The sequence below is a fragment of the Acidiphilium rubrum genome (assembly GCF_900156265.1).
In the GTDB taxonomy this organism is placed as follows: Bacteria; Pseudomonadota; Alphaproteobacteria; order Acetobacterales; family Acetobacteraceae; genus Acidiphilium; species Acidiphilium rubrum.
In genome coordinates, this window is the sequence record NZ_FTNE01000026.1 from 32722 (window position 1) to 55355 (window position 22634).

At 61.6% G+C, this 22634-nt stretch carries 24 protein-coding genes and 1 pseudogene; 9 read left to right on the forward strand and 16 right to left on the reverse strand.

Going from position 1 to position 22634, the window contains the following annotated elements; all coding sequences use genetic code 11:
* Positions 1-121: 121 nt before the first annotated feature.
* Positions 122-1147: a DUF4365 domain-containing protein gene (locus BW994_RS15445; RefSeq protein ID WP_211252794.1), complete on the reverse strand. Its 1026-nt coding sequence runs from the start codon at positions 1145-1147 to the stop codon at positions 122-124.
* A gap of 264 nt (positions 1148-1411) precedes the next feature.
* Here BW994_RS15445 and BW994_RS15450 point away from each other — a divergent pair, with 264 nt between their 5' ends.
* The 6 genes from BW994_RS15450 to arsH all read left to right on the forward strand — a co-directional run bounded on the left by BW994_RS15450 (position 1412) and on the right by arsH (position 5674).
* Entirely contained in the window at positions 1412-1984 is a 573-nt protein-coding gene (locus BW994_RS15450) for a hypothetical protein (protein WP_051657472.1), read from the forward strand.
* Positions 1985-1995: 11 nt separating this feature from the next.
* Positions 1996-2721, forward strand: a complete 726-nt coding sequence (locus tag BW994_RS15455; RefSeq protein WP_051657471.1) for a 2-phosphosulfolactate phosphatase — start codon at positions 1996-1998, stop codon at positions 2719-2721.
* Positions 2722-2894: 173 nt separating this feature from the next.
* Positions 2895-3260, forward strand: a complete 366-nt coding sequence (locus BW994_RS15460) for an ArsR/SmtB family transcription factor (RefSeq protein WP_029312752.1) — start codon at positions 2895-2897, stop codon at positions 3258-3260.
* Positions 3257-3607: an arsenate reductase (glutaredoxin) gene (arsC, locus tag BW994_RS15465; protein ID WP_029312751.1), complete on the forward strand. Its 351-nt coding sequence runs from the start codon at positions 3257-3259 to the stop codon at positions 3605-3607. The genes BW994_RS15460 and arsC overlap by 4 nt, the downstream gene beginning before the upstream one ends.
* Before the next feature lie 62 nt (positions 3608-3669).
* Positions 3670-4989 carry an arsenic transporter gene (locus BW994_RS15470; RefSeq protein ID WP_029312750.1) on the forward strand — a complete coding sequence of 440 codons (1320 nt, stop codon included), beginning with the start codon at positions 3670-3672 and terminating at the stop codon, positions 4987-4989.
* The gene (arsH, locus tag BW994_RS15475; protein WP_029312749.1) at positions 4982-5674 is read left to right on the forward strand and encodes an arsenical resistance protein ArsH; all 693 of its coding nucleotides are present in this window, start codon (positions 4982-4984) and stop codon (positions 5672-5674) included. The genes BW994_RS15470 and arsH overlap by 8 nt, the downstream gene beginning before the upstream one ends.
* A 26-nt stretch (positions 5675-5700) precedes the next feature.
* Here arsH and BW994_RS15480 read toward each other — a convergent pair whose 3' ends face one another.
* The 7 genes from BW994_RS15480 to BW994_RS15510 form a co-directional block, all read right to left on the reverse strand.
* A complete protein-coding gene (locus tag BW994_RS15480) occupies positions 5701-6324 on the reverse strand; it encodes a 2-dehydro-3-deoxy-6-phosphogalactonate aldolase (protein ID WP_029312748.1) in 624 nt (207 codons plus the stop codon).
* A complete protein-coding gene (locus BW994_RS15485; RefSeq protein WP_029312747.1) occupies positions 6315-7196 on the reverse strand; it encodes a 2-dehydro-3-deoxygalactonokinase in 882 nt (293 codons plus the stop codon). The genes BW994_RS15480 and BW994_RS15485 overlap by 10 nt, the downstream gene beginning before the upstream one ends.
* A gap of 18 nt (positions 7197-7214) precedes the next feature.
* Positions 7215-7985 (reverse strand): SDR family NAD(P)-dependent oxidoreductase, encoded by a 771-nt coding sequence (locus tag BW994_RS15490; RefSeq protein WP_029312746.1) that lies wholly within the window; start codon positions 7983-7985, stop codon positions 7215-7217.
* 7 nt (positions 7986-7992) lie between these two features.
* The gene (locus tag BW994_RS15495; RefSeq protein ID WP_029312745.1) at positions 7993-8751 is read right to left on the reverse strand and encodes an ATP-binding cassette domain-containing protein; all 759 of its coding nucleotides are present in this window, start codon (positions 8749-8751) and stop codon (positions 7993-7995) included.
* A complete protein-coding gene (locus BW994_RS15500; protein WP_029312744.1) occupies positions 8748-9725 on the reverse strand; it encodes an ABC transporter permease in 978 nt (325 codons plus the stop codon). The genes BW994_RS15495 and BW994_RS15500 overlap by 4 nt, the downstream gene beginning before the upstream one ends.
* A gap of 173 nt (positions 9726-9898) precedes the next feature.
* Complete coding sequence (locus tag BW994_RS15505; protein WP_029312743.1) at positions 9899-10990, reverse strand: sugar ABC transporter substrate-binding protein; 1092 nt, start codon at positions 10988-10990, stop codon at positions 9899-9901.
* Positions 10991-11138: 148 nt separating this feature from the next.
* Positions 11139-11903, reverse strand: a complete 765-nt coding sequence (locus BW994_RS15510; protein WP_162176810.1) for a GntR family transcriptional regulator — start codon at positions 11901-11903, stop codon at positions 11139-11141.
* 144 nt (positions 11904-12047) lie between these two features.
* Here BW994_RS15510 and BW994_RS15515 point away from each other — a divergent pair, with 144 nt between their 5' ends.
* Entirely contained in the window at positions 12048-13556 is a 1509-nt protein-coding gene (locus tag BW994_RS15515; RefSeq protein WP_081849148.1) for an NCS1 family nucleobase:cation symporter-1, read from the forward strand.
* A gap of 101 nt (positions 13557-13657) precedes the next feature.
* Here the strand turns inward: BW994_RS15515 and BW994_RS15520 are convergent, their stop codons facing one another.
* Positions 13658-14026: a rhodanese-like domain-containing protein gene (locus BW994_RS15520; protein ID WP_029312740.1), complete on the reverse strand. Its 369-nt coding sequence runs from the start codon at positions 14024-14026 to the stop codon at positions 13658-13660.
* A gap of 187 nt (positions 14027-14213) precedes the next feature.
* Positions 14214-15431, reverse strand: coding sequence for a polyhydroxyalkanoate depolymerase (locus tag BW994_RS15525; RefSeq protein ID WP_029312739.1), 1218 nt, complete (start codon positions 15429-15431; stop codon positions 14214-14216).
* A gap of 229 nt (positions 15432-15660) precedes the next feature.
* Between BW994_RS15525 and BW994_RS15530 the strand changes: the two genes are divergently transcribed.
* The gene (locus tag BW994_RS15530; protein ID WP_051657481.1) at positions 15661-16353 is read left to right on the forward strand and encodes a glutathione S-transferase; all 693 of its coding nucleotides are present in this window, start codon (positions 15661-15663) and stop codon (positions 16351-16353) included.
* Positions 16354-16726: 373 nt separating this feature from the next.
* Here the strand turns inward: BW994_RS15530 and BW994_RS15535 are convergent, their stop codons facing one another.
* The 5 genes from BW994_RS15535 to BW994_RS15555 all read right to left on the reverse strand — a co-directional run bounded on the left by BW994_RS15535 (position 16727) and on the right by BW994_RS15555 (position 21180).
* Positions 16727-18133: a purine-cytosine permease family protein gene (locus BW994_RS15535; RefSeq protein WP_245594241.1), complete on the reverse strand. Its 1407-nt coding sequence runs from the start codon at positions 18131-18133 to the stop codon at positions 16727-16729.
* A gap of 122 nt (positions 18134-18255) precedes the next feature.
* Positions 18256-19140 (reverse strand): S-methyl-5'-thioadenosine phosphorylase, encoded by an 885-nt coding sequence (locus BW994_RS15540; RefSeq protein WP_029314256.1) that lies wholly within the window; start codon positions 19138-19140, stop codon positions 18256-18258.
* A complete protein-coding gene (locus BW994_RS15545; protein ID WP_081849242.1) occupies positions 19137-19784 on the reverse strand; it encodes a cytochrome c1 in 648 nt (215 codons plus the stop codon). The genes BW994_RS15540 and BW994_RS15545 overlap by 4 nt, the downstream gene beginning before the upstream one ends.
* Positions 19784-20962: a cytochrome b N-terminal domain-containing protein gene (locus tag BW994_RS15550; protein WP_051657662.1), complete on the reverse strand. Its 1179-nt coding sequence runs from the start codon at positions 20960-20962 to the stop codon at positions 19784-19786. The genes BW994_RS15545 and BW994_RS15550 overlap by 1 nt, the downstream gene beginning before the upstream one ends.
* Positions 20959-21180 carry a hypothetical protein gene (locus BW994_RS15555; RefSeq protein WP_029314251.1) on the reverse strand — a complete coding sequence of 74 codons (222 nt, stop codon included), beginning with the start codon at positions 21178-21180 and terminating at the stop codon, positions 20959-20961. The genes BW994_RS15550 and BW994_RS15555 overlap by 4 nt, the downstream gene beginning before the upstream one ends.
* Positions 21181-21282: 102 nt before the next feature.
* Between BW994_RS15555 and hemF the strand changes: the two genes are divergently transcribed.
* Positions 21283-22176 carry an oxygen-dependent coproporphyrinogen oxidase gene (gene hemF / locus BW994_RS15560; RefSeq protein WP_029314250.1) on the forward strand — a complete coding sequence of 298 codons (894 nt, stop codon included), beginning with the start codon at positions 21283-21285 and terminating at the stop codon, positions 22174-22176.
* 292 nt (positions 22177-22468) lie between these two features.
* On the opposite strand, the pseudogene BW994_RS15565 reads toward hemF, so the two are convergent.
* Positions 22469-22634: pseudogene (locus BW994_RS15565) on the reverse strand (IS110 family transposase); the annotation flags it as partial.

Genomic DNA, 22634 nt, shown 5'->3' on the forward strand with positions numbered 1-22634 from the left:
GCAAGGCGAGGGGCTCTGCCCCTCGACCCCGCCAAAGGCGGAGCCTTTGGAATCCGCAATTTTCGGATCTCCGAAAGTCGGCGCTTCGCACAGTCGATGGTAGCATTAAAAGTGATTATATTTATTCAGTCTGAACTTGCCCTGGAGATTCCGGCAAGATGCATTTCGCAACTGATCTAGATATTTTATAATTTTCATCTTCTGACAAACCAAGCCATTCTGAAATGTTATTTAGGCCCTGAAATTTTTCTACCATGAAATTTTCAATTTCTGGAAATTTTGCCTCGATTATGATATTTTTCAGTCCGGTTGATCTATCGTGTATTACTCTTTCTAAATTACAAAGCGAAGCAAAGAAAACCTTCAGGGTGAAATTTGGCTCATTAGTGCGGACAAAAAAGAAAAATTCCGGTAAGAGTGGAACAACGGCAGATATATATTTTCGGAACTGTTCAATTTCATATAACTCTCTGCTATCTTCATCATATCCGTGGAATCCGATTTCAATACGCCCCAAACAGTGATAAGCAAGCTCCTTAGTTGCTTTAAGTCGTTTAAAGAATTCTGGAATTTGATCTATATTTAAGTTTTCAATATCACTCCTGTCAATTATTAGATAAATATAGTCAGAATTGATAATGAGATGATTTTCATTCCAATATTCGTCTAATAAATTAAGTCCATTAGATATCGGTGGAAGTATAGTTTTTATTGTTTCTTTTGCATGACCGAAATTGTTTTCGAAGTCAATCGTTAATGTCCAGCTTAGCCCCGCTTTCTGAGTCTTATTAGGTTCAAATACGGACCAAAATGATTTTTGGCTATCGGGATTACAGATTATGATAAAAACTGGACATGGATAATTAAATATATAATTGAAATGTTTTTCTTCACCGCGATATATGTAGCCCCATCTATTTTTACTTTTAAAAAAAGATTTGCCATATTTTATCTGTACTGCAAAAATCTGTCCTGTTAGGAACCCGTCATCAGAAACAACTTCCACGTGGCCGTCGATGCCGAAATCCGTTTCCTGATGGTTTCTTCGAAAAATCCAGCCAAAACTATTAATAATTTGTGAGACGATTTGAACACCCGTCTCTCCCATTCGGGCCGAAGCAGTAAGTTGCGGAAATCCTGAACTCACGCACAACACCTTTCAGATATAGTAAGGATGGGCAGAGCCCATGCGAAGCCCATCGCTCTACCGACGTCCCGGACCCAAACCCGCACAGAAACCGCCGCAACCCTACCCCTTATGTAACCGGCCGCCGCTCGCCCAACAATCTGCTTAGCCCCGCGTTTTATAGCGGAAGCGGCTTGAGCTTCCCCGACCTCCACCAAGCCGTTGCTTGGACCCCTTCCACTATCTAAACGGAAACGGATCGATCGGCCAGAACTGGAACCCCGGATGCGCCAATTTGATTACCTGATTTCGTTCGCGGCCATCGTCCTCGCCCTCGCCATCGCCGATCTCTGCATCAGCCTCAACCGGCTGCTGCTCGCGAAGGCGACGGTAAAATGGGACTGGCTGGCCCCATTGGCGGCCCTGACCGTCTTCGTCGAAATCGTCACTCAATGGTGGACCTGGTTCGGCGGCGCGCAAATTGCCGGCAAACTGACATTCGGAATGTTCCTGCTCGTCCTGACCGGCGCCGTCCTGTTGTTCCTGATGGCGGCGACCACGCTGCCCGACGCGATCGGAGATGCCGGCATCGATCTACGCACCTATTATGACAGCATCTCACGTCGTTTCTGGCTGCTCTATATCGGCCATCTGATCGTCGCCAACGCCGCCGTCACCTGGATCGAAATGGCGATCGAGCATGCACGATTTTCGTTCGCCGCATTCGAGGTCGCCTATTTCATCGTTCCTGCCGCCGTGGTTCTTACGGTCTCCAAAAACCGACTATTGCATACCGCCGCGTTTTGCGGACTACTCACCCTCTATTTCGGCGAAATGTATCGCCAGACGCTGGGATAGCGGACCGCTCAATGGATAAGCCCCGCGTGTTCACCGAATGGGGCCACCACGGCCTCCTCGCCCTTAAACCCGATGTCGCGGTTCTCATCATCATCGATGTCCTATCCTTCTGCACCGCCGTCGATATCGCGGTCGCACGCGGCGCCACCATCATCCCGTTCCCCCATGGCGATGCAACAAGCGCCGCCGAAGCCGCAAGCCAGGCCGGCGCCCTCTGCGCCGCCCGCCGCTCACAAAGCGGCGGCTACTCGCTCTCGCCGCACAGCCTGCAAACCATTGAACCCGGCACCAAACTCCTCCTGCCACCGCCCAACGGCGCCACCATCACGCTCGCAGCCGGCACAACCCCCATTCTGGCCGGATGCCTGCGCAACGCCACCGCCACCGCCCGCGCCGCACAAACCATCGCGAACGGCGGCGCCATCGGCATCATCCCCGCCGGCGAGCGCTGGGCCGACCACACCATCCGCCCCGCCATCGAAGACTGGCTCGGCGCGGGCGCCATCATCGATGCGCTCGACCTGCCGCTCGACGCCGAATCCGAAACCGCCCGCGCCACCTTGCGCACGCTCCGACCAGGAACTCATCACCCGCGGCTACCAGGCCGACATCACCCTCGCGACCGAGCACGATTGCAGCAGCACCGCTTGCATCATGAGCGCGGCGGGTGGGTATCGGCGGTATTCGTGAAACAGCCAAGCGAAGAGCCAAGTATAAAAAGGACTTCTTTTTTGTAAAAAAGAAGCAAAAAACTTTTTGACTCTGGGGTACGGGCGTTTTCAACGGCACGGGCCCAAATTAACAAAGTTTTTTTTGCTTCTTTTTTGTTCACAAAAAAGAAGACTCCCTCCCCGTCAAACCTTGCCTTGACAGCCCCGCCCCACCCCGATATTTCCTCATTTCGATAATCATGGAAACATCAAACCAACCCGACCCTCATTGGATGGTCACCGCCCTCGCCGCCCTGGCGCATGAGCACCGTCTCGCCGCCTATCGCCTGCTGGTCGAAGCCGGTCCGCCTGGCGTGGCTGCGGGGGAGATTGCCGCGCGGCTCGGCCTCGCGGCCTCGTCGCTCACTTTCCATATCCAGGCGCTGCTGCGTGCCGGGCTGGTCACCCAGCGCCGCGCCAGCCGTCACGTGATTTACGCGGCCGATTTCACCGCAATGAACGACTTCATCGGCTTTCTGGTGCAAAACTGCTGCGGCCAGGGCGCCGTTGCGTGCACCCCGTGCGCACCACCCCAAACCAATCTCAACCAGGCACAATCGGCATGAACATCACCATCTATCACAACCCGACCTGCGGCACTTCGCGCAACGTGCTCGATTTGATCCGCGCGGCCGGGATCGAGCCGACCATCATCGAATATCTGAAAACCCCACCCAGCCGCGCGGAACTGACTGGCCTGATCGCCCGCATGGGCATTCCGGTCCGCGCCCTGCTGCGCGAAAAGGGCACGCCTTACGCCCAACTCGGCCTCGATGATGAATCCCTGACCGACGATGCAATGCTCGACGCGATGATGGCACACCCCATCCTGATCAACCGCCCCATCGTGGTCACGGCCGAAACCGTAAAACTCTGCCGCCCCTCCGAAACAGTAAAACCCCTCCTAACCTAAACCAATAAAAGTTCTTTGCTTCTTTCTTGCAAGAAAGAAGCCTTCTTTACTTCAGGTTCCCCATGATTGCTCTCGCGATCTTTATCGCCACCCTGACCCTGGTCATCTGGCAACCCCGCGGCCTCGGCATCGGCTGGAGCGCCATGGCCGGCGCGATCGTCGATCTGGCGCTCGGCATCATCCACTGGCGCAACATCCCCACGGTCTGGCACATCGTCTGGAACGCGACCTTCACCTTCATCGCCCTGATCATCATTTCCCTCCTGCTCGATGAGGCCGGGCTGTTTCGCTGGGCCGCGCTGCATGTCGCGCGCTGGGGCCGTGGGCGGGGGCGCATTCTGCTGCCGCTGATCGTCCTGCTCGGTGCGGCCATCGCCGCGGTCTTCGCCAACGACGGCGCCGCCCTGCTGCTCACCCCGATCGTGATGGCGATTCTGCTCAGCCTCGAATTCCCGCCGGCCGCCGCCTTCGCCTTCATCATCGCGACCGGTTTCGTCGCCGATACCACCAGCCTGCCGCTGGTGATTTCCAATCTGGTCAACATCGTCAGCGCCAATGTCTTTCACATCGGCTTTAACCGCTACGCCGTGGTGATGATCCCGATCGACATCGTCGCCCTGCTCGCCACCCTCGCCGTACTCGGCCTGCTCTACCGCCGCACGGTCGACCGAAACTACGCCGTCGCAGCGCTCGATATCCCCAAAACCGCCATCCGCGACAGGGTGGTGTTCCGCGCCGCCTGGCCGATCCTGCTGATCCTGCTGGCGGCTTATTTCATCACCGCACCGCTCGGCATTCCGGTCTCCTTCGTCACCATCATCGCGGCTCTGCTGCTGCTCGCCATCGCCGCGCGCCTGTTCACCACCGGCGGGCCGATCATCGACATTCGGCGCATTCTGCAAGGCGCACCCTGGCAAGTCGTCATCTTCAGCCTCGGGATGTATCTGGTGGTCTACGGTCTGCGCAACGCCGGGCTGACCAACCACATCGCCGCCGCGCTCAAACTGTTCGCGTCCCACGGCATCTGGGCTGCCGCGCTCGGTACCGGGATTCTCGCCGCACTCCTGTCATCGATCATGAACAACATGCCGAGCGTTCTGGTCGGCGCGCTGGCCATCGAACACCTGCCCAACGTCGCCCCGCCGATCCATGATGCCATGGTCTACGCCAACATCATCGGCTGCGACCTCGGGCCGAAATTCACCCCGATCGGCAGCCTCGCCACCCTGCTCTGGCTGCACGTGCTGGCGCAAAAGGGCACCACCATCACCTGGGGCCAGTATATGAAAATCGGCCTGCTGATCACCCCGCCGGTCCTGATCGCGACCCTCGCAGCCCTTGCCCTGTGGCTGCCGATCGTGGGATCGACCGCCCATGGATGACATGCCCGCCCTGCAGCCTGACCTGCTTGCCCCACCCGACCTCTCCCGCCTGGAGCCCGCCACGCGCGCCACCCATAAACCGCGCGTCCTGCTGCTGTACGGCTCGCTGCGCACCCGCTCCTATTCGCGCCTGCTGACCGAGGAAGCCGCCCGGCTGCTCGACCTCATGGGTGCCGAAACCCGCATCTTCGACCCGCGCGACCTGCCGGTCACCAACACCACCACGGCCGATCACCCCAAAGTCCAGGAATTGCGCAACCTGTCGATCTGGTCGGAAGCGCAGGTCTGGTGCAGCCCGGAGCTACACGGCGCGATCACCGGTGTCATCAAAAACCAGATCGACTGGATTCCGCTCGAACTCGGCGCCGTCCGCCCCACCCAGGGCCGCGTTCTCGCCGTCATGCAGGTGTCCGGCGGTTCGCAAAGCTTCAACGCTGTCAACACGCTCCGCCTGCTCGGCCGCTGGATGCGCATGGTCACCATCCCCAACCAATCGAGCGTCGCCAAGGCCTACGAACAATTCGACGAAGCCGGCCGCATGCTCGCCTCGCCCTACTACGACCGCCTGGTCGACGTGATGGAAGAACTCATCCGCTTCACCCTGCTGCTGCGCGACCGCGCCCCCTATCTGGTCGACCGCTACAGCGAACGGAAACAATCCAGCCACGACACGTCCCGCCTCTGACCCGCGGCAGGCGTTTGACGTGACGATCAGTTCGGCGCTGCCAGCACCGCGGTAAACCGCGCCGCCTTCGCCGCCACCTGCGCCGGCGTATCGCCACGCTGATACAGTGATCCGCCGATGCCGAACCCGGCCGCACCCGCCGCGAGCCAGGGCGCCATGTTATCCGGCGCGATCCCGCCCACCGGCAGCACCAGGGTGCCCGCCGGCAGCACCGCGCGGATCGCCCGCAGCATTGCCGGGCTGCCTGCTTCGGCGGGAAACAGCTTCAGCGCATCCGCCCCCGCCGCCAGCAGCGCAAACGCTTCGGCCGGTGTAAAAAACCCTGGTGCAGCCTGAAGATTATGCGCCTTCGCCGCCGCCACGATCGCCGGATCGGCGTGCGGCGTGATAATGATCCGCCCGCCCGCATCGGCCACCGCGGCGACATCCGCCGGCGTCATCACCGTCCCCGCGCCGATCAGCGTGCTCGCCCCGAACCGCCGCGCGAGGCGGCCGATGCTTTCCAACGGATCGGGCGAGTTGAGTGGAACCTCGATCACCCCCACCCCCGCGGCGACCAGCACATCACCGATCGCCCCGACCTCGTCCGGCGTCACCCCGCGCAAAATCGCGATCAACGGCGATGCAGCGAGGCACGATTTCAAGTCCATGATGCGCGCTCTCCCAATCGTGCCAGCCCGGCGGCACTTGCGGCCTCATCCACCGCAATCGCCACCCCGCCGCGCGAAGCAATCGCCGTCACATACAGCGCCGCCAGCGTGCTCGCGCCGACCACAGCCACCGGCGTTGCAACGCCATCCAGCGCCGCGTTCAACTCATGCCCGATCATCAGCCCGGACAGATAGGCATAAGCCGCCGCCTCGGTCATGCCCTGGCGCAGCACCTGGGTGCGCACGCCGAACGCATGATGCAGCAACCCGCCCGCCTCCGTGGCACGTGCCACGCCGGCGGTGAATGCCACCGGGTCGATCGGCCCCGCCACGATGGTGCGCGCCAGAATCGTATGCTCAGCCAGGGCCGCGAACATCTCACCGGTCATATAGGTGCTGAACCGCTCGATCCGCCCGGCCGACACCACCGCCCATTTCGAATGGGTGCCCGGCAGGCAGATCACGCGCGCCGTGCCATCACATGCAGCGGCACCCAGAATCTGGGTCTCCTCGCCGCGCATGACATCGGCGACGCCGTTTTCATCGATCGTGGCGAGACCGGGAACAATCCGAACCGCCGCCCCCGCGAAAGCAACCGGGGTCAGCCGCGCCGCAATCTCATCGATCCCGGCCGGGCACGGCAGATAGGCCACCTCATGCCAGCCCTGCCGGCTGCCGATCATGCCGCATAACAGCACCCGGCGTTCGCCGTCCGCCAGCCAGTCACCCACAATGTCACGCAGCACCGGCTCGAACTGACGGTCCGTTATCGCCATGATGCCCTGCGCCGTGGCACGCCTGTCGCGCACCGCACCATCCTGGTCGAGCCGCCACGCGCGCAGCGATGTGGTCCCCCAATCGACGCCGATCATCGCGCCGTGCCGGCCGGCTCAGACCGCTCCGGCATCGACGTAGAAATTATGCGCGGTGATCAACCGGCTGTCATCGGCGGCCAGCCACAGCGCCATCCGCGCACAATCGGCCGGTGCCAGCTTTTCCTTCAGGCACTGGCGCTTGAGCAGGTCGGCCTCCCCCTCCGGCGTCAGCCATTTCTCGATCTGGCGTTTCGTCATGATCCAGCCTGGCAGAATGCAATTCGCCCGAATGCCGTCAGGCCCGTAATCACGCGCGAGGCTGCGGGTCAGCGCCTCGATGCCCGCTTTCGCCGTCACATAGGCCGGCATGCCGCCCTGGCTCAGGTGCCAACTGGTCGACCCGAAATTCACGATCGCGCCGCCGCCCGCGGCCTGCATCATCGGAATGATCGCCTGGGCTGCGAAAAACTGATGCCGCAGATTAACCGCCAGCCGTTCGTCCCAGTATTCCGGCGTCACGGCCATCGTATCGTGGCGTTCGTCATGCGCCGCGTTGTTCACTAACACGGTGAAATCGCCGACAGCGTCACGACCTTTGGCAATTGCCGCCTTGAGTGCCGCGATATCGCGCAAATCACACTGAATGAACAGCGGCGCCGGATGATCGCCGGCGACATCCCGCACCACCGCCTCGCCGCCCGCCTGATCGATGTCGACGAATACAACTTTGCAGTGCTGTTCAGCAAAATGCCGAACCAGCGAAGCGCCGATGCCACCGCCACCACCGGTGATGAACACCGCGCGGCCACGCAGGCTGGGATAAATCGCGTTCTGAATTTCCGTCATACCACTCTCACTGTGCTGCCGCGCGCATCGCGCGGTATTCCCGCCGGACGATGTCGAGCAAGGCCTCGACCGAGGTGTCCCTGGCATTGCCCTCGAAGGTCACGGTACCGCGCTGCATCATCATGATACGATCCGCGATTTCCAAAGTCTGAGCATAATTATGCATGATCATGATGATCGAAATATCGCCGCGCGCCTGCTGGCGTTGGATCAGATCGATGATCAACCCCGCCTCGCGCGCGCCCATCGCCGCTAACGGTTCATCGAGCAACAGTATTTTCGCGTTCGAATACACCGCCCGCGCAATCGCGATCGCCTGGCGCTGCCCACCCGACAGCATCGCCACCTCATCATCGACCGATGGCACCTGTACCCCGATATCATCGAGCGCCGCCGCCGCGCGTTTGCGCATCGCCCCATGATCGAGCATGCCGAACCGGTTGCGCAGTTCACGGTTCAAAAACATATTGTGATAGATCGGCAACGTATTCACCAGCGCCAGATCCTGATAAACGCACTCGATCCCCAGGCTCCGCGCATGATCCACCGAGGTCAGCGTCACCGCCTCGCCATTGATGAACATCTGCCCCGAACTCGGCTTGTGATAGCCAGTGATGATCTTCATCAGCGTCGATTTGCCGGCGCCGTTGTCACCCAGAATGCCGAGCACCTCACCCTTGTTCACATGCAGCGAAATCCCCGACAATGCCGATATATTGCCGAAATTCTTGGTGATGTCCGCCGCCCGCAGCGCCTCCGTGCTCATGACCGTCCTCCGCGGTTCAACCGCCCGACATGAATGTTCGCAATCATCGCAATGAGGATCGCAGCACCGATAATCATATCGAATGTGAAAGCATTGATGCCCTGCAAGGTGAACCCGTCCTGCAACACGCCCAGCACCGTAGCCCCGATCAACCCGCCGATGATCGTGCCCGACCCGCCCGCCAGCGACGTACCGCCGATCACCCCCGAAGCGACCGCCAGGAACATGATGTTGGTGCCGCCGGCCAGCGGATCGGTCGAGCCGATCCGGAACGCCTCGAGAATACCCGTGATCCCACCGAGCATACTGGTCAGCATGAAATTACCGATCTTGATGCGCGCGGCATTGATCCCCGCCTCGGTCGCGCCGGTCAGATTGCCGCCCACCGCAATCGTATGCAGCCCCCACCGCCGATGGCGCAGCACCATATGCATGATCACCACGATCAGAATCGCCCAGAGAAATTCGTTATACCCGGCAGCGCCAAAAATATTCGCCATCGTCTGCCCGCCAGGCGTGTTGATCGGATACCCTTTCGAAACCGTAAGGGTAAATCCGTTGATCAAAAACAGCGTACCCAGCGTCGTCACGAAACTCGGCACTTTCAGCAACACCGTAATCGCCCCGTTGATCAAACCCACCAACGCCGAGACGATCATCGCAAACACGAAGCCCACGAACATCCCGAGCCCGGCATGGTCGGTGAACGCCATGATGAACGGCGCCAGCGCGAAAATCTGCCCGACCGAAAGATCGATCTCGCCACAGATCAACAGCATGATCTCGCCACACGCAATGATCGCCGACGGCGCAATGAACTGCGACAAGGTCTGCAGATTGGGCCCGGTCAGAAAATTGGCATTGACCACAGAGAAGTAGATAACCAGGACCAACGCGACAACGACAATACTGGCCTCACGCAGAGCCAGCAGCTTGGTGCCGCGTTGCCGGAATGAAAGTGTAGTTGCACTCATGACAACTCCTGACCGATGCGGGGTTAGGCGGGGTAGGAAGAAGGCCAGGGGGCTCTTTCCCCTGGACCCCCGTTAAAGGCGGAGCCTTTGAAATCCATTCGTTTCAGGCAAGGGGAAAGTGACCCAGGCCAGATCAGCGGAACCGGCGAGGCAGAGCCCCTCGCCGTCCTTACTCAGCCGGCAATCGCGCCGCTCCGCGGCACGATCGCGGCTTTCGACGAATTACCCTCATAGCGTGTCTTGGTATCGAGATACGGCTTGACCGAGCTCTTATCGATGAACTTAAGCCCCGTATTCACATCGGCCGGCCCGACCAGCCCGCCGGACGCCTTGTACATGAACATTTCCATCACGGTATAAAAACCCTGAAGGTAAGGCTGCTGATCGATCGTGAAATCCAGATGCCCTTCGTTGATCAGATCAAGCGTTTTGGGCAACAGATCAAACCCGCCGCCATGCACGCCCTTCTTGGCCAGGCCGAACTGCTGCATCACTTCACCCACGCCCTGGGTGCTGCCCGCATCGACCGCGAACATCCCTTTGACCGATTGATGCCCGAGGTAATACGCCTTGATCTTGGTCAATTCCTCGTTCACCGTCGGCCCGGTGGTGATCTCCTGATAGGTGATGCCCTTGCCGAGCTTCTTGATCGCGGCGGCCGCACCATCGATGCGCGGCTGAATGTTCAACTGCCCCGGCGTTGCAATGAACAGCGCGACATCGCCCGATCCCACCAGCTTGACGATTTTTTCGCCCATCTGATAGCCGGATTTGAACAGATCCTGCCCGATATAGGCGAGCCGCTTGTTGCCCGATGTCGCCGGCGCATCGGCATTATACGCAAACACCGGAATCCCGGCCGCCAGCGCCTTGTTGGTCGGCGCATTGAACGCCGTCGGGTCGACAATCGGCACCGCGATCGCATCCGCCTTGCCGGCAATCGCGACATTCATCGCGTTCACCATGTGCGACACGTTCGAGGTCTGCGATCCGGTCCACTGATACTCGCAGCCGAGCAGCGCACAGGCATCGTGGATGCCGTATTGCGTCGGCACGAAGAACGGATTGGTCGTGACGTGGTTCACGAACACGAATTTCCAGCGCGGATGCGTCGGAAACGGTGCCGCCGTTGCCGCCTGGGCGCCGCGCGTGCCGGCCGCGATCAGCGCGGCAGCACCAGCTAGCGAAACCCCGTTCATCACGGCGCGGCGTGGCAGATGGCGCGCAGCGCGTGCAGCGGCCTGTTCGTCGATTTGATCGGTCATGGTTCCCCCTATTTTGAATTCGGTCTTGGACTGGGCGATTATGCAGACTGGACGTCTTTTAACGGTTTTGTCCATACCGCGTCATCAGCGCCATGGCAATTCCTGGACACGGGTTTCATAAGGCGGAACTTGGAGCCAGAACCCCACCTTATCCGGCGTCGGGCCGCCCCAGGACAAACCGTAAATCGCTCGTTTCCGTCGGCGTCATCGCCACATCCAGCCCCGCCTCGATCGCGGCGAGATGCGCGCGCATCAACCCCGCCGCCGCCTTCACCCGGCCCGCCACCAGCGCATCGAGCAATCGTTGATGGTCATCCATCCGGCAGCACAGCGCCGGATGGCGCTGGAACAACGCAATGATCAGCGACGACCGGCCGACCAGGTTCGAAACAATCTCGACCAGCACGGAATTTCCCAGGCCGCGGGTCAATTCCACGTGAAACCGCCCGGAAGCGGCAATCATCCGGGCCCGATCCCGCACAAGCCCGGCTTCGGTCTCGGCATCGCAGCACGCGCGCAACACCCCGGCCAACGCCGGCGCGATCGGCCCCACCTGCGCCTCGACCATGCCGACCTCGATCAACCGGCGCGCCTGAAACACCGACCGCGCCTCATCCGGCGTCGGGCACGCCACCGTGGCGCCCCGCCCGGGCGGCAGGTCGATCACCCCCTCATGCGCCAGCGCCAGCAACACCCGCCGGATGCGCATGCGGCTCGCCTGATAGATCGCTGCGAGTTCTTCCTCGATCAGCCTGGTCCCCGGCAGCAACCGCTGCTCCACGATCGCGCCACGCACGGCGATAAAAATCGCAGTCTCCGCCTCGGTCAATCCGCTGATCGCGCGCGGCGCCAAACCGGCGCTCCATCCAGCGGCCGCCTCGGCATCGACGTTCAGAACCCCAATATTGTTCACAATCAACCTGATTTTTGTTGACAACGCGGCGACGATCCCGCGAATATGCTCAGAACGAACAGACCAGACAAGCCGGAACGGCACCCAGGTCTAGGGGAAACAACAGCGCGACGGCTCCGACTTCCAACCTGACAGGAGCCTGCCATGAGTGATTTCACCATCGCCACGCCCATCGCCGGCCCCAACGCCGGCCCCAACGGCGGCTCGGTCGCCGCACCCTACTCCGATCGGCTCTATAACGACGATCTCGCCCCCCTCGCGCGGATCGGGTCCAATGTCGCGCCAGGAAAATCGCAAAGCTGGACCTGGTACAACATTTTCGCGTTCTGGATGGCAGACGTCCACAGCGTCGGCGGCTACGTCTTCGCCGCCAGCCTCTTCGCCTCCGGCCTCACCGGCTGGCAAGTCCTGATCAGCCTGCTGATCGGCATCTCCATCGTGCAGGTCTTCGCCAATCTGCTCGGTAAAATGGGCCAGCAGGCAGCCGTGCCCTACGCCGTGGTCGCCCGCGTCTCGTTCGGCGTGTTCGGCGCCAACATCGCCGCGGTCATACGCGGCGCCATCGCCGTCGTCTGGTACGGTATCCAAACCTACCTCGCATCCGGCGCCCTCAACATCCTGATCCTGAAATTCGATCCCGCCAGCGCCGCCCTCGAAAAAACCAGCATCCTCGGCCTGTCGGAACTCGGCTGGATCAGCTTCCTCCTCGTCTGGTCGCTCCAGGCCATCGTGTTCTGGCAGGGCATGGAAAGCATCAAACGCTTCATCGACTGGGCCGGCCCCGCCGTCTACGCCGTCATGTTCGCCCTCGCCCTATGGATCGTGTCGCAAGCCGGCATCGCCCACATCAGCTTCAACCTCGCCGCCACCCCGCTCCACGGCGGCGCCATTCTCTGGCAGATGATCCTGGCCATCGCCCTGGTCGCCGGCTACTTCGCGGGCCCCACGCTGAACTTCGCCGATTTCGCCCGTTACTGCGGCAGCAACGCCGATGTCCGCAAAGGTAATTTCTGGGGCCTGCCAGTCAATTTCCTGCTGTTCTCCATCGTCACCGTCGTCGTCGTCTCCGGTACCATCCCGGTGTTCGGCCACATGATCACCGATCCGGTCATCACCGTCGGCAAAATCGGCAACACCACCGCCGCCCTGCTCGGTGCCTTCACCTTCGTCACCGCCACCATCGGCATCAATATCGTCGCGAACTTCGTCTCGCCCGCCTTCGATTTTTCGAACTGCGCCCCCCGCCGGATCAGCTTCCGCATGGGCGGCATGATCGCAGCCGTCGGCTCGGTCTTCCTGATGCCGTGGAACCTGTTCAACAACCCCGCCGCCATCCACTACACGGTCGATCTGCTCGCCGCTGCGATCGGTCCGCTCTACGGCATCCTGCTCGCCGATTTCTACCTGGTGAAAGCCCAGAAAATCGACGTCCCCGCCCTGTTCAGCGACCGCCCCGGCGATACCTATTGGTACAGCAACGGCTTCAACCCGGTCGCGGTCAAATCCGTCATCATCGCCAGCCTGATCGCCATCGGCACCGGCTTCGTCCCCGGCGAATTGAAAACCTTCTCGCTGTTCATCGGCGGCATCATCGCCGCCGGACTCTACGTCATGCTGTCACGCGGCCGCGGCGACACCACACAAGGTGCCTGAACTGCGGATGTCGGGCGCAGGGGAAGACAGCACTTCTTTTTTGGAAAAAAGAAGCAAAAAACTTTTTGAATCTGGGGCATGGGTGGTTTGGCCCGCGAGATTTACGCGGTCGGCGCGCCTGCCTGCTGCATCGCCGCAAATCCACCTTCGACGACGCACGTGATATCGCGATATCCCAGCGCCATCAGCGTCTGAGCCGCCAGCGTCGCACGCATCCCGACCGCACAAAACACCACCAGATGCCGCGCCGCCACCAGCGCCTCATCACGATCCGGATTCTGCGGATCGGCACGCTGCCCGATCGATCCGCGCGGCACATGCAACGCCCCCAGGATCGTCCCAGTCTGCGCCAACTCGCTGGCCTCGCGCACATCAATGAACAAAACCCCCGGCTGCCCGATCAACGGCACCGCCCCCGCCGGTGAAACCATGCGCGGCGCTGCCAATGGTTGCGGACTGGATTCGGTCATGGTCAGCTGGTCCCTGCTGCTGGTTCAGGCGAGTTGAAAGGAAGGAAGGTCTTCTTTTTTGTAAACAAAAAAGAAGCAAAAAAAACTTCTTTAATTTGGGCCCGCGCCGGTGAAAACGCCCGTGCCCCCGAGTCAAAAAGTTTTTTGCTTCTTTTTTACAAAAAAGACGTCTTCCTTCCCATCACCCTCAATTGTTCAAAGCAATAATCTCGCGCAACTGCGGATAAATCTCGTTCGCCCAGCGCGACCCGCTGAACACCCCGTAATGCCCGACGCCCAACTGCAAATAATTACGCTTGCGCGCCGTCTTCAGTCCCGAACATAAATCCAGCGCCGCGACCGACTGGCCCGGCGGGCAGATGTCATCGCGCTCACCTTCGACCGTGAACAGAAACGTCTTGCTTATCGCCTCCGGCTTCACCGCCTGGCCACGCCAAACCAGGCGGCCAGTCGGCAGGTCATGCCGCTGGAACACCCGCTCGACGGTTTCCAGATAGAACTCGGCCGTCAGATCCATCACCGACTGATACTCGTCATAAAACTTCCGATGCGCCGTCTCGCTCACGCCATCCTCGGTCACGATCGAGCGGAACTGACGCAGATGCGCCCCGATATGCCGGTCCAGATTCATCGACACGAACGAGGCCAATTGCATGAACCCCGGATACACCGCACGCCCCGCCCCCGCATAACGCGCCGGCACGGTGGCGATCAGAGTCTTGCGGAACCATGCAATATCGCGCGTCTTGGCCAGCGCATTCACCTTCGATGGATTGCGCCGCGTATCGATCGGCCCGCCCATCAGCGTCATCGTGCGCGGCGTCGCCGCATCATCGGCCTCCGCCATCAGCGCCGTCGCCGCAAGCACCGCCACGGCCGGCTGGCACACCGCAACCACATGCCCGCCCGGCCCGATCTCGCGCATGAAACTCATGATGTGATCGACGTAATCATCAAACCCGAACTGCCCGGCACTGAGCGGAATGTCCCGCGCATTGTTCCAGTCCGTGATATACACGTCATGATCCTGCAACAGCACCTCGACCGTGTTGCGCAACAACGTCGCGAAATGCCCGGACAGCGGCGCTGCAATCAGCACCCGCGGCTGCACACGGTCGCTATCCTTGCGAAAATGCAGCAAATTGCCAAACGGTGTCGCGTGCGCAACCTCCTCGATGATCGGCACGTCCCGATTGCCCATCCGGACCGAGGCAATGCCGAAATCCGGCCGCTTGTGCATGATCCCGCTATGGCCGAAAATCTCCAGCGCCGCCCGCATCTCCCGCGCCACCGTGCCGAACGCACGCGGCGGGCTGAGCAAATCAACCATCGGCGCCAGGCTCCGCGCGGCGAACCGGAACGGCCCCATCATGTCTTCCTGGGTCTGGTAGACGTCGTACAACATGGTCATCGGCTGCCTCTCGATCGAACAATACTAGCCAGGAAACCTGAATTTCCCGTTAACGTAAAGTGGGTTCCCCGCCGGTCACGCAAACCGCCGCCACGACATTTGTGCTTTGCATCGACACCGGTTTTCCGCTTTGATCAGACCTTGCTGATCGTTTCGTCAAACATGAGACATCGCACAACCATTTTTGAGCATGACGGAAACCTCACGAAAAGGAAAGCGCGGCATGACACCCCAGCATGAAACCGCCCCGAAACGCCAGAAACCCCCGGCACGCCTGGCCATCTCCAGCCATAACTACTCCTCGTGGTGCCTGCGCGGCTTCCTGCTCGCCCGCCTCTCCGGTATCGATTTCATCGTCGAACCCGCCGCCGCCGACGATCCTCAGGCCCGCGCCGAATTGCTCATGCGCACCTCATCCATCCTGCTGCCCTGCCTGATCGATGGCGACGTCACGGTCTGGGACACCATCGCCATCGCCGAATACCTCAATGAAACCTACCCCAAAGCCGCCATGCTGCCCGCTGACCCCATCTCGCGCGCCCGCTGCCGCTCCATCAGCGGCGAAATGCACTCCGGCTTCGCCGCCCTGCGCGCCTCCCTGCCGATGAACATCCGCGCCCACCGCCCCGGCTTCACCGTCTGGTCCGGCGCCCAGGCCGATATCGATCGCATCACCACCATCTGGCGCGATTGCTTCGCCGCCTCCCCAGGCCCCTACCTGTTCGGACCCACCCCCTGCATCGCCGACGCCATGTTCGCCCCCGTCGCCAGCCGCTTCCAAACCTACGACGTCCCCCTCGACCCCACCTGCACCACCTACATCAAAACCATCCTCGCGTGGCCGGATATGGCCGAATGGATCGCCGAAGCCGAAAACGAACCCGATACGATCACAGAACTCGATCTCGAGTTCTAGCACAGGCGGCTGGGCCGTTTGCCGCGGGGGTAAAGCAAGTAAAGCGGGGGGCTTTGCCCCCTCGACCCCCACTAAGGGCGGAGCCCTTAGAACCCGCTAGTTTTAGGCAAGGGGAGGGCGCTGCCTGGGACTTTCCGTCGATCTGACCTGGGTCGCCCTCCCCTTGCCTAAAACTGGTGGATTTTAAAGCCCGGCGAGCGTCGCGCGCCTCATCATATGGTAGCGGGCATCTTGCCCGCGGGGCCTTTAACGGGGTCCAGGAGCGGAGGAGCCGAAGGTTCCAGCGATGCTCTTCATCGCTGGAATGGCTCCGGAGGGAGAGCCCCTGGCCTTCCTTGCTTTACCCCCGCGGCAAACGGCCCAGCCGCCTGTGCTAAACCCGCATCGCTTCCTGGGGGCGTTCGAATTTGGCGGCGGTTTGGTTGGAGGTGCTGAGGGCGAGGTATGCGATGCCGGCGACCAGGGCCGAGACCAGGAACGAGATATCGCCGAACCCGGGATGGGCGGCGGCGAAGGCGCCGACGAACAGCGGGTACTGGTTGAAAAACGGCACGCTGGCGGCGATGCCGATGATCCAGGCGACGAATCCGGCGCTGATCGTGCCGAGCCGTGAGTGTCGCCGCCCAAAGTGGGCGAGCAGGGTGACGACGATCCAGGGTGCGGTCCAGTAGCCGAGGAAGAACAGGAAATCCTCGTAATTCTTGATGAAATTGGTGGCGGCGAGCACGGAGATGATGGTGCCGATGACGCCGCACATCAGCGCGGCCTGGCTTTGTTTCAGCCGGATGCCGAGTGCCAGCGACGAGAGTGTGGCCGAGTAGATGTTCAGGATATTGGCGCTGATGGTGCCGATCACGATGGCGATGATGAGCGGCGCGTGAAACCAGTGCGGCATCCAGGCGGTGAACAGGTCGGATGGTTTGCTGAGGGCGACGGTCGCGCCGATGATGGCGCCAAGCACTTCCATCCAGATGCACGAGATCAGCGTGCCCCAGAACGCGTTGATGAACACGGCGCGCTTGGTAGCACCGTTATCGCCTTGCTGGCGTAGGTAGCGGGTGTAGTCGGATGAATAGGGAATCCACCCCATCACATAGGCCGCCACCACGGAGGTGGTCAGAATGAACGCGCCGGAGGTGCCGCCGACGTTCTTGAGCAGTTTCGGCTGAGCGGCGGGCAGATGGCCGATATGCGCTGCGGCAATCACACTCATCACGACGAAAATCGCAACCAGCAAATAGAAAAAATATTTCTCGGCCGCGTGGATCAGGTCATGCCCGACCGCGGCAATCGCCACCTGCACCGCGCACAGCACCAGGATATTCAGGATCAGCCCGGTGCCGAGCATGTATTGCAGCGCGTAGCCGCCGATGATCGTATTGACCCCGAACCAGGAGAAGCCACCGAAAAAATTCAAAAATGAGGGTAGTTTATTGCCCTTGCGCCCAAACCAGGCCGCACCTTGAATCATCTGCGGCAGCCCGTACTCGACCCCGAGGGTTGAAAACAACGCCAGCAGGAGCGCGCCGATCACATTGCCCAGCACGATCGCGATGATCGCATCGGTCGCGGAAAGCCCGAACGCGCCGGTTGCGAGCGCGCCGGTGGTGATCGTCGCGAATTCCACATTCGCCGCCATCCACAGGCCGAACAGCGCCCGGGGCCGCCCGTGTGCCTCCGCCGGCGTAACGGGCATGATCCCTTTGCTCTCGATTGTCAGCGGTGCCGCTTCAGCCATCATGTCGCTCCCAAGCTCGATCTGTTGCGCCGAAACAGGCAAGATTCGTGCCTGTTCAAAGCACGCCTGTCATTCCTTTGTCATTCTAATCTGCCCTAAACTTAGGCACGCAAAGATTAAGAAAGCGTTGTCATCTGGAAAAAAGAGCCAGAAACTTTTCGAACTCAGCCCAGCATCCGGCCGGCCACGGCGTCGAGGCGCGCCACTACTTCGGGGTCGCGCGCGGCGGACGGCGTGATGATCGCGTAATCCAGCGCATGATCGCACCCGGCGCTGCACACATGGCGCTCACCGCCCAGCCCCGGCACCACCGCCCGCACCAGGCCGCGCGCCTTGTCGGCATTGCCGAGCAGCACCTTCACCACCTGTTCCACCGTCACCGCCTCATGTTCGGTGTGCCAGCAGTCGAAATCGGTCACCATCGCCACGGTCGCGTAACAAATCTCCGCCTCGCGCGCGAGCTTTGCCTCCGGCATATTGGTCATGCCGATCACCGAACAGCCCCAACTTCGATATAAATGGCTCTCCGCCCGCGTCGAAAACTGCGGCCCTTCCATCGCCAGATAGGTCCCGCCGCGTGTCACCGGCAGGCCCTGCTCAACCGCCGCGCGCTCCAGCGCATCGCCCAGCCGCCGGCACACCGGGTCCGCCATCGACACATGCGCGACACAGCCGGCGCCGAAAAAACTCTTGGCCCGCGCGAAGGTCCGATCGATGAACTGATCCACGATCACGAAATGCCCCGGCGGCAATTCGCCCTTCAGGCTGCCGACCGCCGAGAGCGACAGAATATCCGTCACCCCCGCGCGCTTCATCACGTCGATATTGGCCCGGTAGTTCAGATCGGTCGGCGATAATTTATGCCCCCGCCCGTGCCGCGGCAGAAATACCACCGAAACGCCGTCCAGCGTGCCGAACAGCAACTGGTCCGAAGCCTCGCCCCACGGGCTCGAAACCCGCTGCCAGCGTTGATCCTCCAGCCCCTCGATATCATACAGGCCTGAGCCGCCGATGATCCCGATCACCGGCGTCCGCACATCATCGCTCATCGCGTCATCCTCGTCGCCATCACAACAAACCCGACCACGCCGAGCACCAACAGGAAAAAAATCGCCCGCAGCCCGGTCGCCTTGCGCTCATCGAGCGTCGGGTCCGCCGTCCAAGCCAGGAACGCCGCGACATCATGCGCCATCACCGGCACGCTCGCCGCCTTGCCATCCGCCAGCATCACGGACCCCGGCTGCAACGCCGGTGCCATCGCAATCTGCCCGCCGGGATACGCGATATTGTAATAATGCCCCGGCAGCATCGTCATATTCGGCAGCGCGGGCCGATAACCGGTCATCAAATCGAACACCGCAGCCGCGCCACGCCGATGCCCCGCCTCGTACAGCGACAGATCCCCGGCAATCGCACCGCCCGCGTCCGGCTTGGTCTTCGACAAGGCGGGCGGCTTGCCCTTGGCCAGCAGCGCCGTCACCTGCGCCGGCGTCAGCCCCAGCGACTGTAAATCACCGGGCGATACCAGGTTCAAACTATGGCACCGCGCGCAATTCGCCTGATAGGTCGCAAACCCGACCTGCAGTTCCGCCTTGTCGAACCCGCCGAACCACGACTGGAACCCGAACTGCGGCGCCCCCGCAAACGCCACCGCCGGCAGTAGCACCGCCAACCCGACCAGAATCGCCCGCATCACGCGACCCCCATTGTCGTTGCCGCACGCGGCCGTTCGAACATCGTCACCAACGGCGTCACCACCAGAAAATGGATGAAAAACCAGATCGTCGCCAAATCCACCACGGCAGACCACACGCCGCCCGCCGGTGCCGCCGCCGCAATCGCCAGCACCGCCACATCGAGCGCCAGCACCACCACGAACCCGGCGTAAACCGGCCGCGCACCAACGGCCGAACCTTCCCCGCGATCCAGCCACGGCAGCGCGCCCACGAGCACCAGCGCCAGAATTGTCAGAAACGCGCCACCCCCCGGCGTCAGCCCGGCCCGCGCAAATCCATGAAATACCAGCAGATACCACGGCGGCACCGATTGCAACGGCACCGCCAGCGCGTCCGGCAGCACCGGCGCGACCGGATAACCCAACCCCGGATCAACCGTAATTATCAACCCGAAAATCAGCGCGAACAGCAAAAAGGCCCCGAACAACTGCGGCGCATAGGCCGCCCGCGGCACCAGCGGCCCCGGTTGCGGCGGCGCCACCCGCACGGCGGCATAGCCCAGCGCCGCGATCAGCAGCACCAGAAACCCGATCGCGACATGCGCCATCGTCATATGCGCCACACTGGTCGGCCCCAGCCCATCGCCGCCCAGAAAATCCTGCGCCGCCGATACCCCGATCACCGGCACCGTCGCGACATGCGCCGCCATCGCCAGCATCGCCGCCTGCGCATCCGGCCCCCCGGTCATCGCAAACCCGTAAAACCCGACCACCAGGAACGCCGCGAACCGCACGATCTCGATCACCCAGGCCAATTCGCGCCGGTTGCGATACGCCGCGTGATAAATCCCGTGAAACAGCGCCCAATACACCACGATGAACAGCATCGTCGCGCCGTCGCGGTGCAGATCGACCATCAACCACCCGAACGGCACGGTCCGCGCATACTCGACCATCGATAGCGCCGCACCCCCCGGCGTCGGCACATAGGCCAGCCCGAGCCAGATACCGCTCAACGTCAGCACTGCCAGCGCCACGCCCACCATCGCACCGAACGAACATGCAAACGGCAGATTCTCAGGCACCTGATGATCCAGCCACACCGCCCGATACCACGCCGCCAGCGGCAACCGCGCCGCCAGCCACCCCGGCGCCGGCTGCGCGGCACCACCCAGGCCCGATCGCGCGTCACTCATGAATGCAACCCTTTCAGCATCACGGCCGCACCCTTGCCCACCGGCGCAGCACTCATCGCCGCCGCCGGCGGTCGCAATGCCGCCGCAAATCCCCAAACCAGCGCCAACACGGCCACCAGCACCAGGCCACCGAACAGGATTGGCAGAAACGGCCGCCGCTCCTCATCCAAATGTGCTCCGTGTTCAGGCCCGCCCGAGCCCGCGCCGATTTCAGCCATCGATACCCTCGTCCATCCCGTTGTATTGCACCGCAATATCCCCCCGCATGACCCCAAACCGCCGAAATTTCAATACCGCACGAATCGGCTATAACGACGGGCATGACCGCAGCACGCCCCGCCATCCCACACGAATCCCTTAAACCCGCCGCCCAGGCCTGGTTCGCCGAACTGCGCAACCGCATCTGCGCCGCCTTCGAATCGATCGAGTCCGAGCACGCCGGCGCGATGGCCGACCGCCCCCCCGGCCGCTTCACCATCACGCCCTGGACGCGCGAACCCGACGGCAAAAACCACCTCGAAGGCGGCGGCGAAATGGGCGTTATGCGCGGCCGCGTGTTCGAAAAAGTCGGCGTCAACATCTCCATCGTCGGCGGCACCTTCAGCCCCGAATTCGCCAAATCCATCCCCGGCGCCGCCGAAGACCCCCGCTTCTGGGCCGCCGGCATCAGCCTGGTCTCCCACATGCACAGCCCGCGCGTGCCCGCCGCCCACATGAACACCCGCATGATCGTCACCTCGAAAGGCTGGTTCGGCGGCGGCGGCGACCTCACCCCCCTCCAACCCGGCACCGAAGCCGCCCAGGCCGACGCCGCCACCTTCCACGCCGCCTTCCAGCACGCCTGCGACGCCCACAACCCCGAATACTATCCAAAATTCAAAAAATGGTGCGACGAATACTTCTTCCTCCCCCACCGCAACGAAACCCGCGGCGCCGGCGGCATCTTCTACGACTACCTCGAAGCCAACCCCGAAGCCGATTTCGCCTTCACGCGTGACGTCGGCCTCGCCTTCCTCGAATCCTACCCCGCCATCATCCGCCGCCGCATGAACGAGGCCTGGACCGCCGAAGAACGCGAAGCCCAACTCATCCGCCGCGGCCGCTACGTCGAATTCAACCTCCTCTACGATCGCGGCACCACCTTCGGCCTCAAAACCGGCGGCAACACCGAAGCCATCCTCATGAGCATGCCGCCTGAGGTGAAGTGGCCTTAGATTAGGCGCGGAAAGGTTAAGAAAGCCCTTCTTTCTTGAAAGAAAGAAGCATGTGTGGACGGCCCTTTGGGTTCAAGGTGAATTTAGCGGGATCTGGCGTCGGTTCGAGTGCGGTCATGTGTCCGGCCTGTTGACGCGGTGCCATGACCGCTTGGCCTAGATGGAATCCGCGAACGACTTCCGAACAAAATAGCGGCATCGGGTGCCATGCTTCTTTCGGAATGCGTCGTTCGTCGGTTCGACCGATCCTCATCTCCTGCCTGCCCCTAAACCCTCGGCACAAACGCTTGGATCAGGCGGCGACCGGCGGCTGGCGGTACGCCTCACCACTGGTCATCATCGACCAGATGATCCGCGCGTTCTTGTTGGCCAGAGCCACCGCCGCGAGTTTGCGCGGCTTGCGCTCCAGCAATTTCAACAGCCATGGCGAGGCCGATGTGCTGCCTGGTTCGGCAAAC

Excerpts from the sequence above, each read along its gene's own strand:
- BW994_RS15460 (WP_029312752.1), top strand. The coding sequence starts at position 2,895 with ATGGAAACATCAAACCAACCCGACCCTCATTGGATGGTCACCGCCCTC.
- BW994_RS15550 (WP_051657662.1), bottom strand. The coding sequence starts at position 20,962 with ATGAGTGACGCGCGATCGGGCCTGGGTGGTGCCGCGCAGCCGGCGCCG.
- BW994_RS15515 (WP_081849148.1), top strand. The coding sequence starts at position 12,048 with ATGAGTGATTTCACCATCGCCACGCCCATCGCCGGCCCCAACGCCGGC.
- BW994_RS15480 (WP_029312748.1), bottom strand. The coding sequence starts at position 6,324 with ATGGACTTGAAATCGTGCCTCGCTGCATCGCCGTTGATCGCGATTTTG.
- arsC (WP_029312751.1), top strand. The coding sequence starts at position 3,257 with ATGAACATCACCATCTATCACAACCCGACCTGCGGCACTTCGCGCAAC.
- hemF (WP_029314250.1), top strand. The coding sequence starts at position 21,283 with ATGACCGCAGCACGCCCCGCCATCCCACACGAATCCCTTAAACCCGCC.
- arsH (WP_029312749.1), top strand. The coding sequence starts at position 4,982 with ATGGATGACATGCCCGCCCTGCAGCCTGACCTGCTTGCCCCACCCGAC.
- BW994_RS15505 (WP_029312743.1), bottom strand. The coding sequence starts at position 10,990 with ATGACCGATCAAATCGACGAACAGGCCGCTGCACGCGCTGCGCGCCAT.
- BW994_RS15520 (WP_029312740.1), bottom strand. The coding sequence starts at position 14,026 with ATGACCGAATCCAGTCCGCAACCATTGGCAGCGCCGCGCATGGTTTCA.
- BW994_RS15525 (WP_029312739.1), bottom strand. The coding sequence starts at position 15,431 with ATGTTGTACGACGTCTACCAGACCCAGGAAGACATGATGGGGCCGTTC.
- BW994_RS15500 (WP_029312744.1), bottom strand. The coding sequence starts at position 9,725 with ATGAGTGCAACTACACTTTCATTCCGGCAACGCGGCACCAAGCTGCTG.
- BW994_RS15485 (WP_029312747.1), bottom strand. The coding sequence starts at position 7,196 with ATGATCGGCGTCGATTGGGGGACCACATCGCTGCGCGCGTGGCGGCTC.
- BW994_RS15450 (WP_051657472.1), top strand. The coding sequence starts at position 1,412 with ATGCGCCAATTTGATTACCTGATTTCGTTCGCGGCCATCGTCCTCGCC.
- BW994_RS15490 (WP_029312746.1), bottom strand. The coding sequence starts at position 7,985 with ATGACGGAAATTCAGAACGCGATTTATCCCAGCCTGCGTGGCCGCGCG.
- BW994_RS15530 (WP_051657481.1), top strand. The coding sequence starts at position 15,661 with ATGACACCCCAGCATGAAACCGCCCCGAAACGCCAGAAACCCCCGGCA.
- BW994_RS15495 (WP_029312745.1), bottom strand. The coding sequence starts at position 8,751 with ATGAGCACGGAGGCGCTGCGGGCGGCGGACATCACCAAGAATTTCGGC.
- BW994_RS15545 (WP_081849242.1), bottom strand. The coding sequence starts at position 19,784 with ATGCGGGCGATTCTGGTCGGGTTGGCGGTGCTACTGCCGGCGGTGGCG.
- BW994_RS15455 (WP_051657471.1), top strand. The coding sequence starts at position 1,996 with ATGGATAAGCCCCGCGTGTTCACCGAATGGGGCCACCACGGCCTCCTC.
- BW994_RS15470 (WP_029312750.1), top strand. The coding sequence starts at position 3,670 with ATGATTGCTCTCGCGATCTTTATCGCCACCCTGACCCTGGTCATCTGG.
- BW994_RS15555 (WP_029314251.1), bottom strand. The coding sequence starts at position 21,180 with ATGGCTGAAATCGGCGCGGGCTCGGGCGGGCCTGAACACGGAGCACAT.
- BW994_RS15540 (WP_029314256.1), bottom strand. The coding sequence starts at position 19,140 with ATGAGCGATGATGTGCGGACGCCGGTGATCGGGATCATCGGCGGCTCA.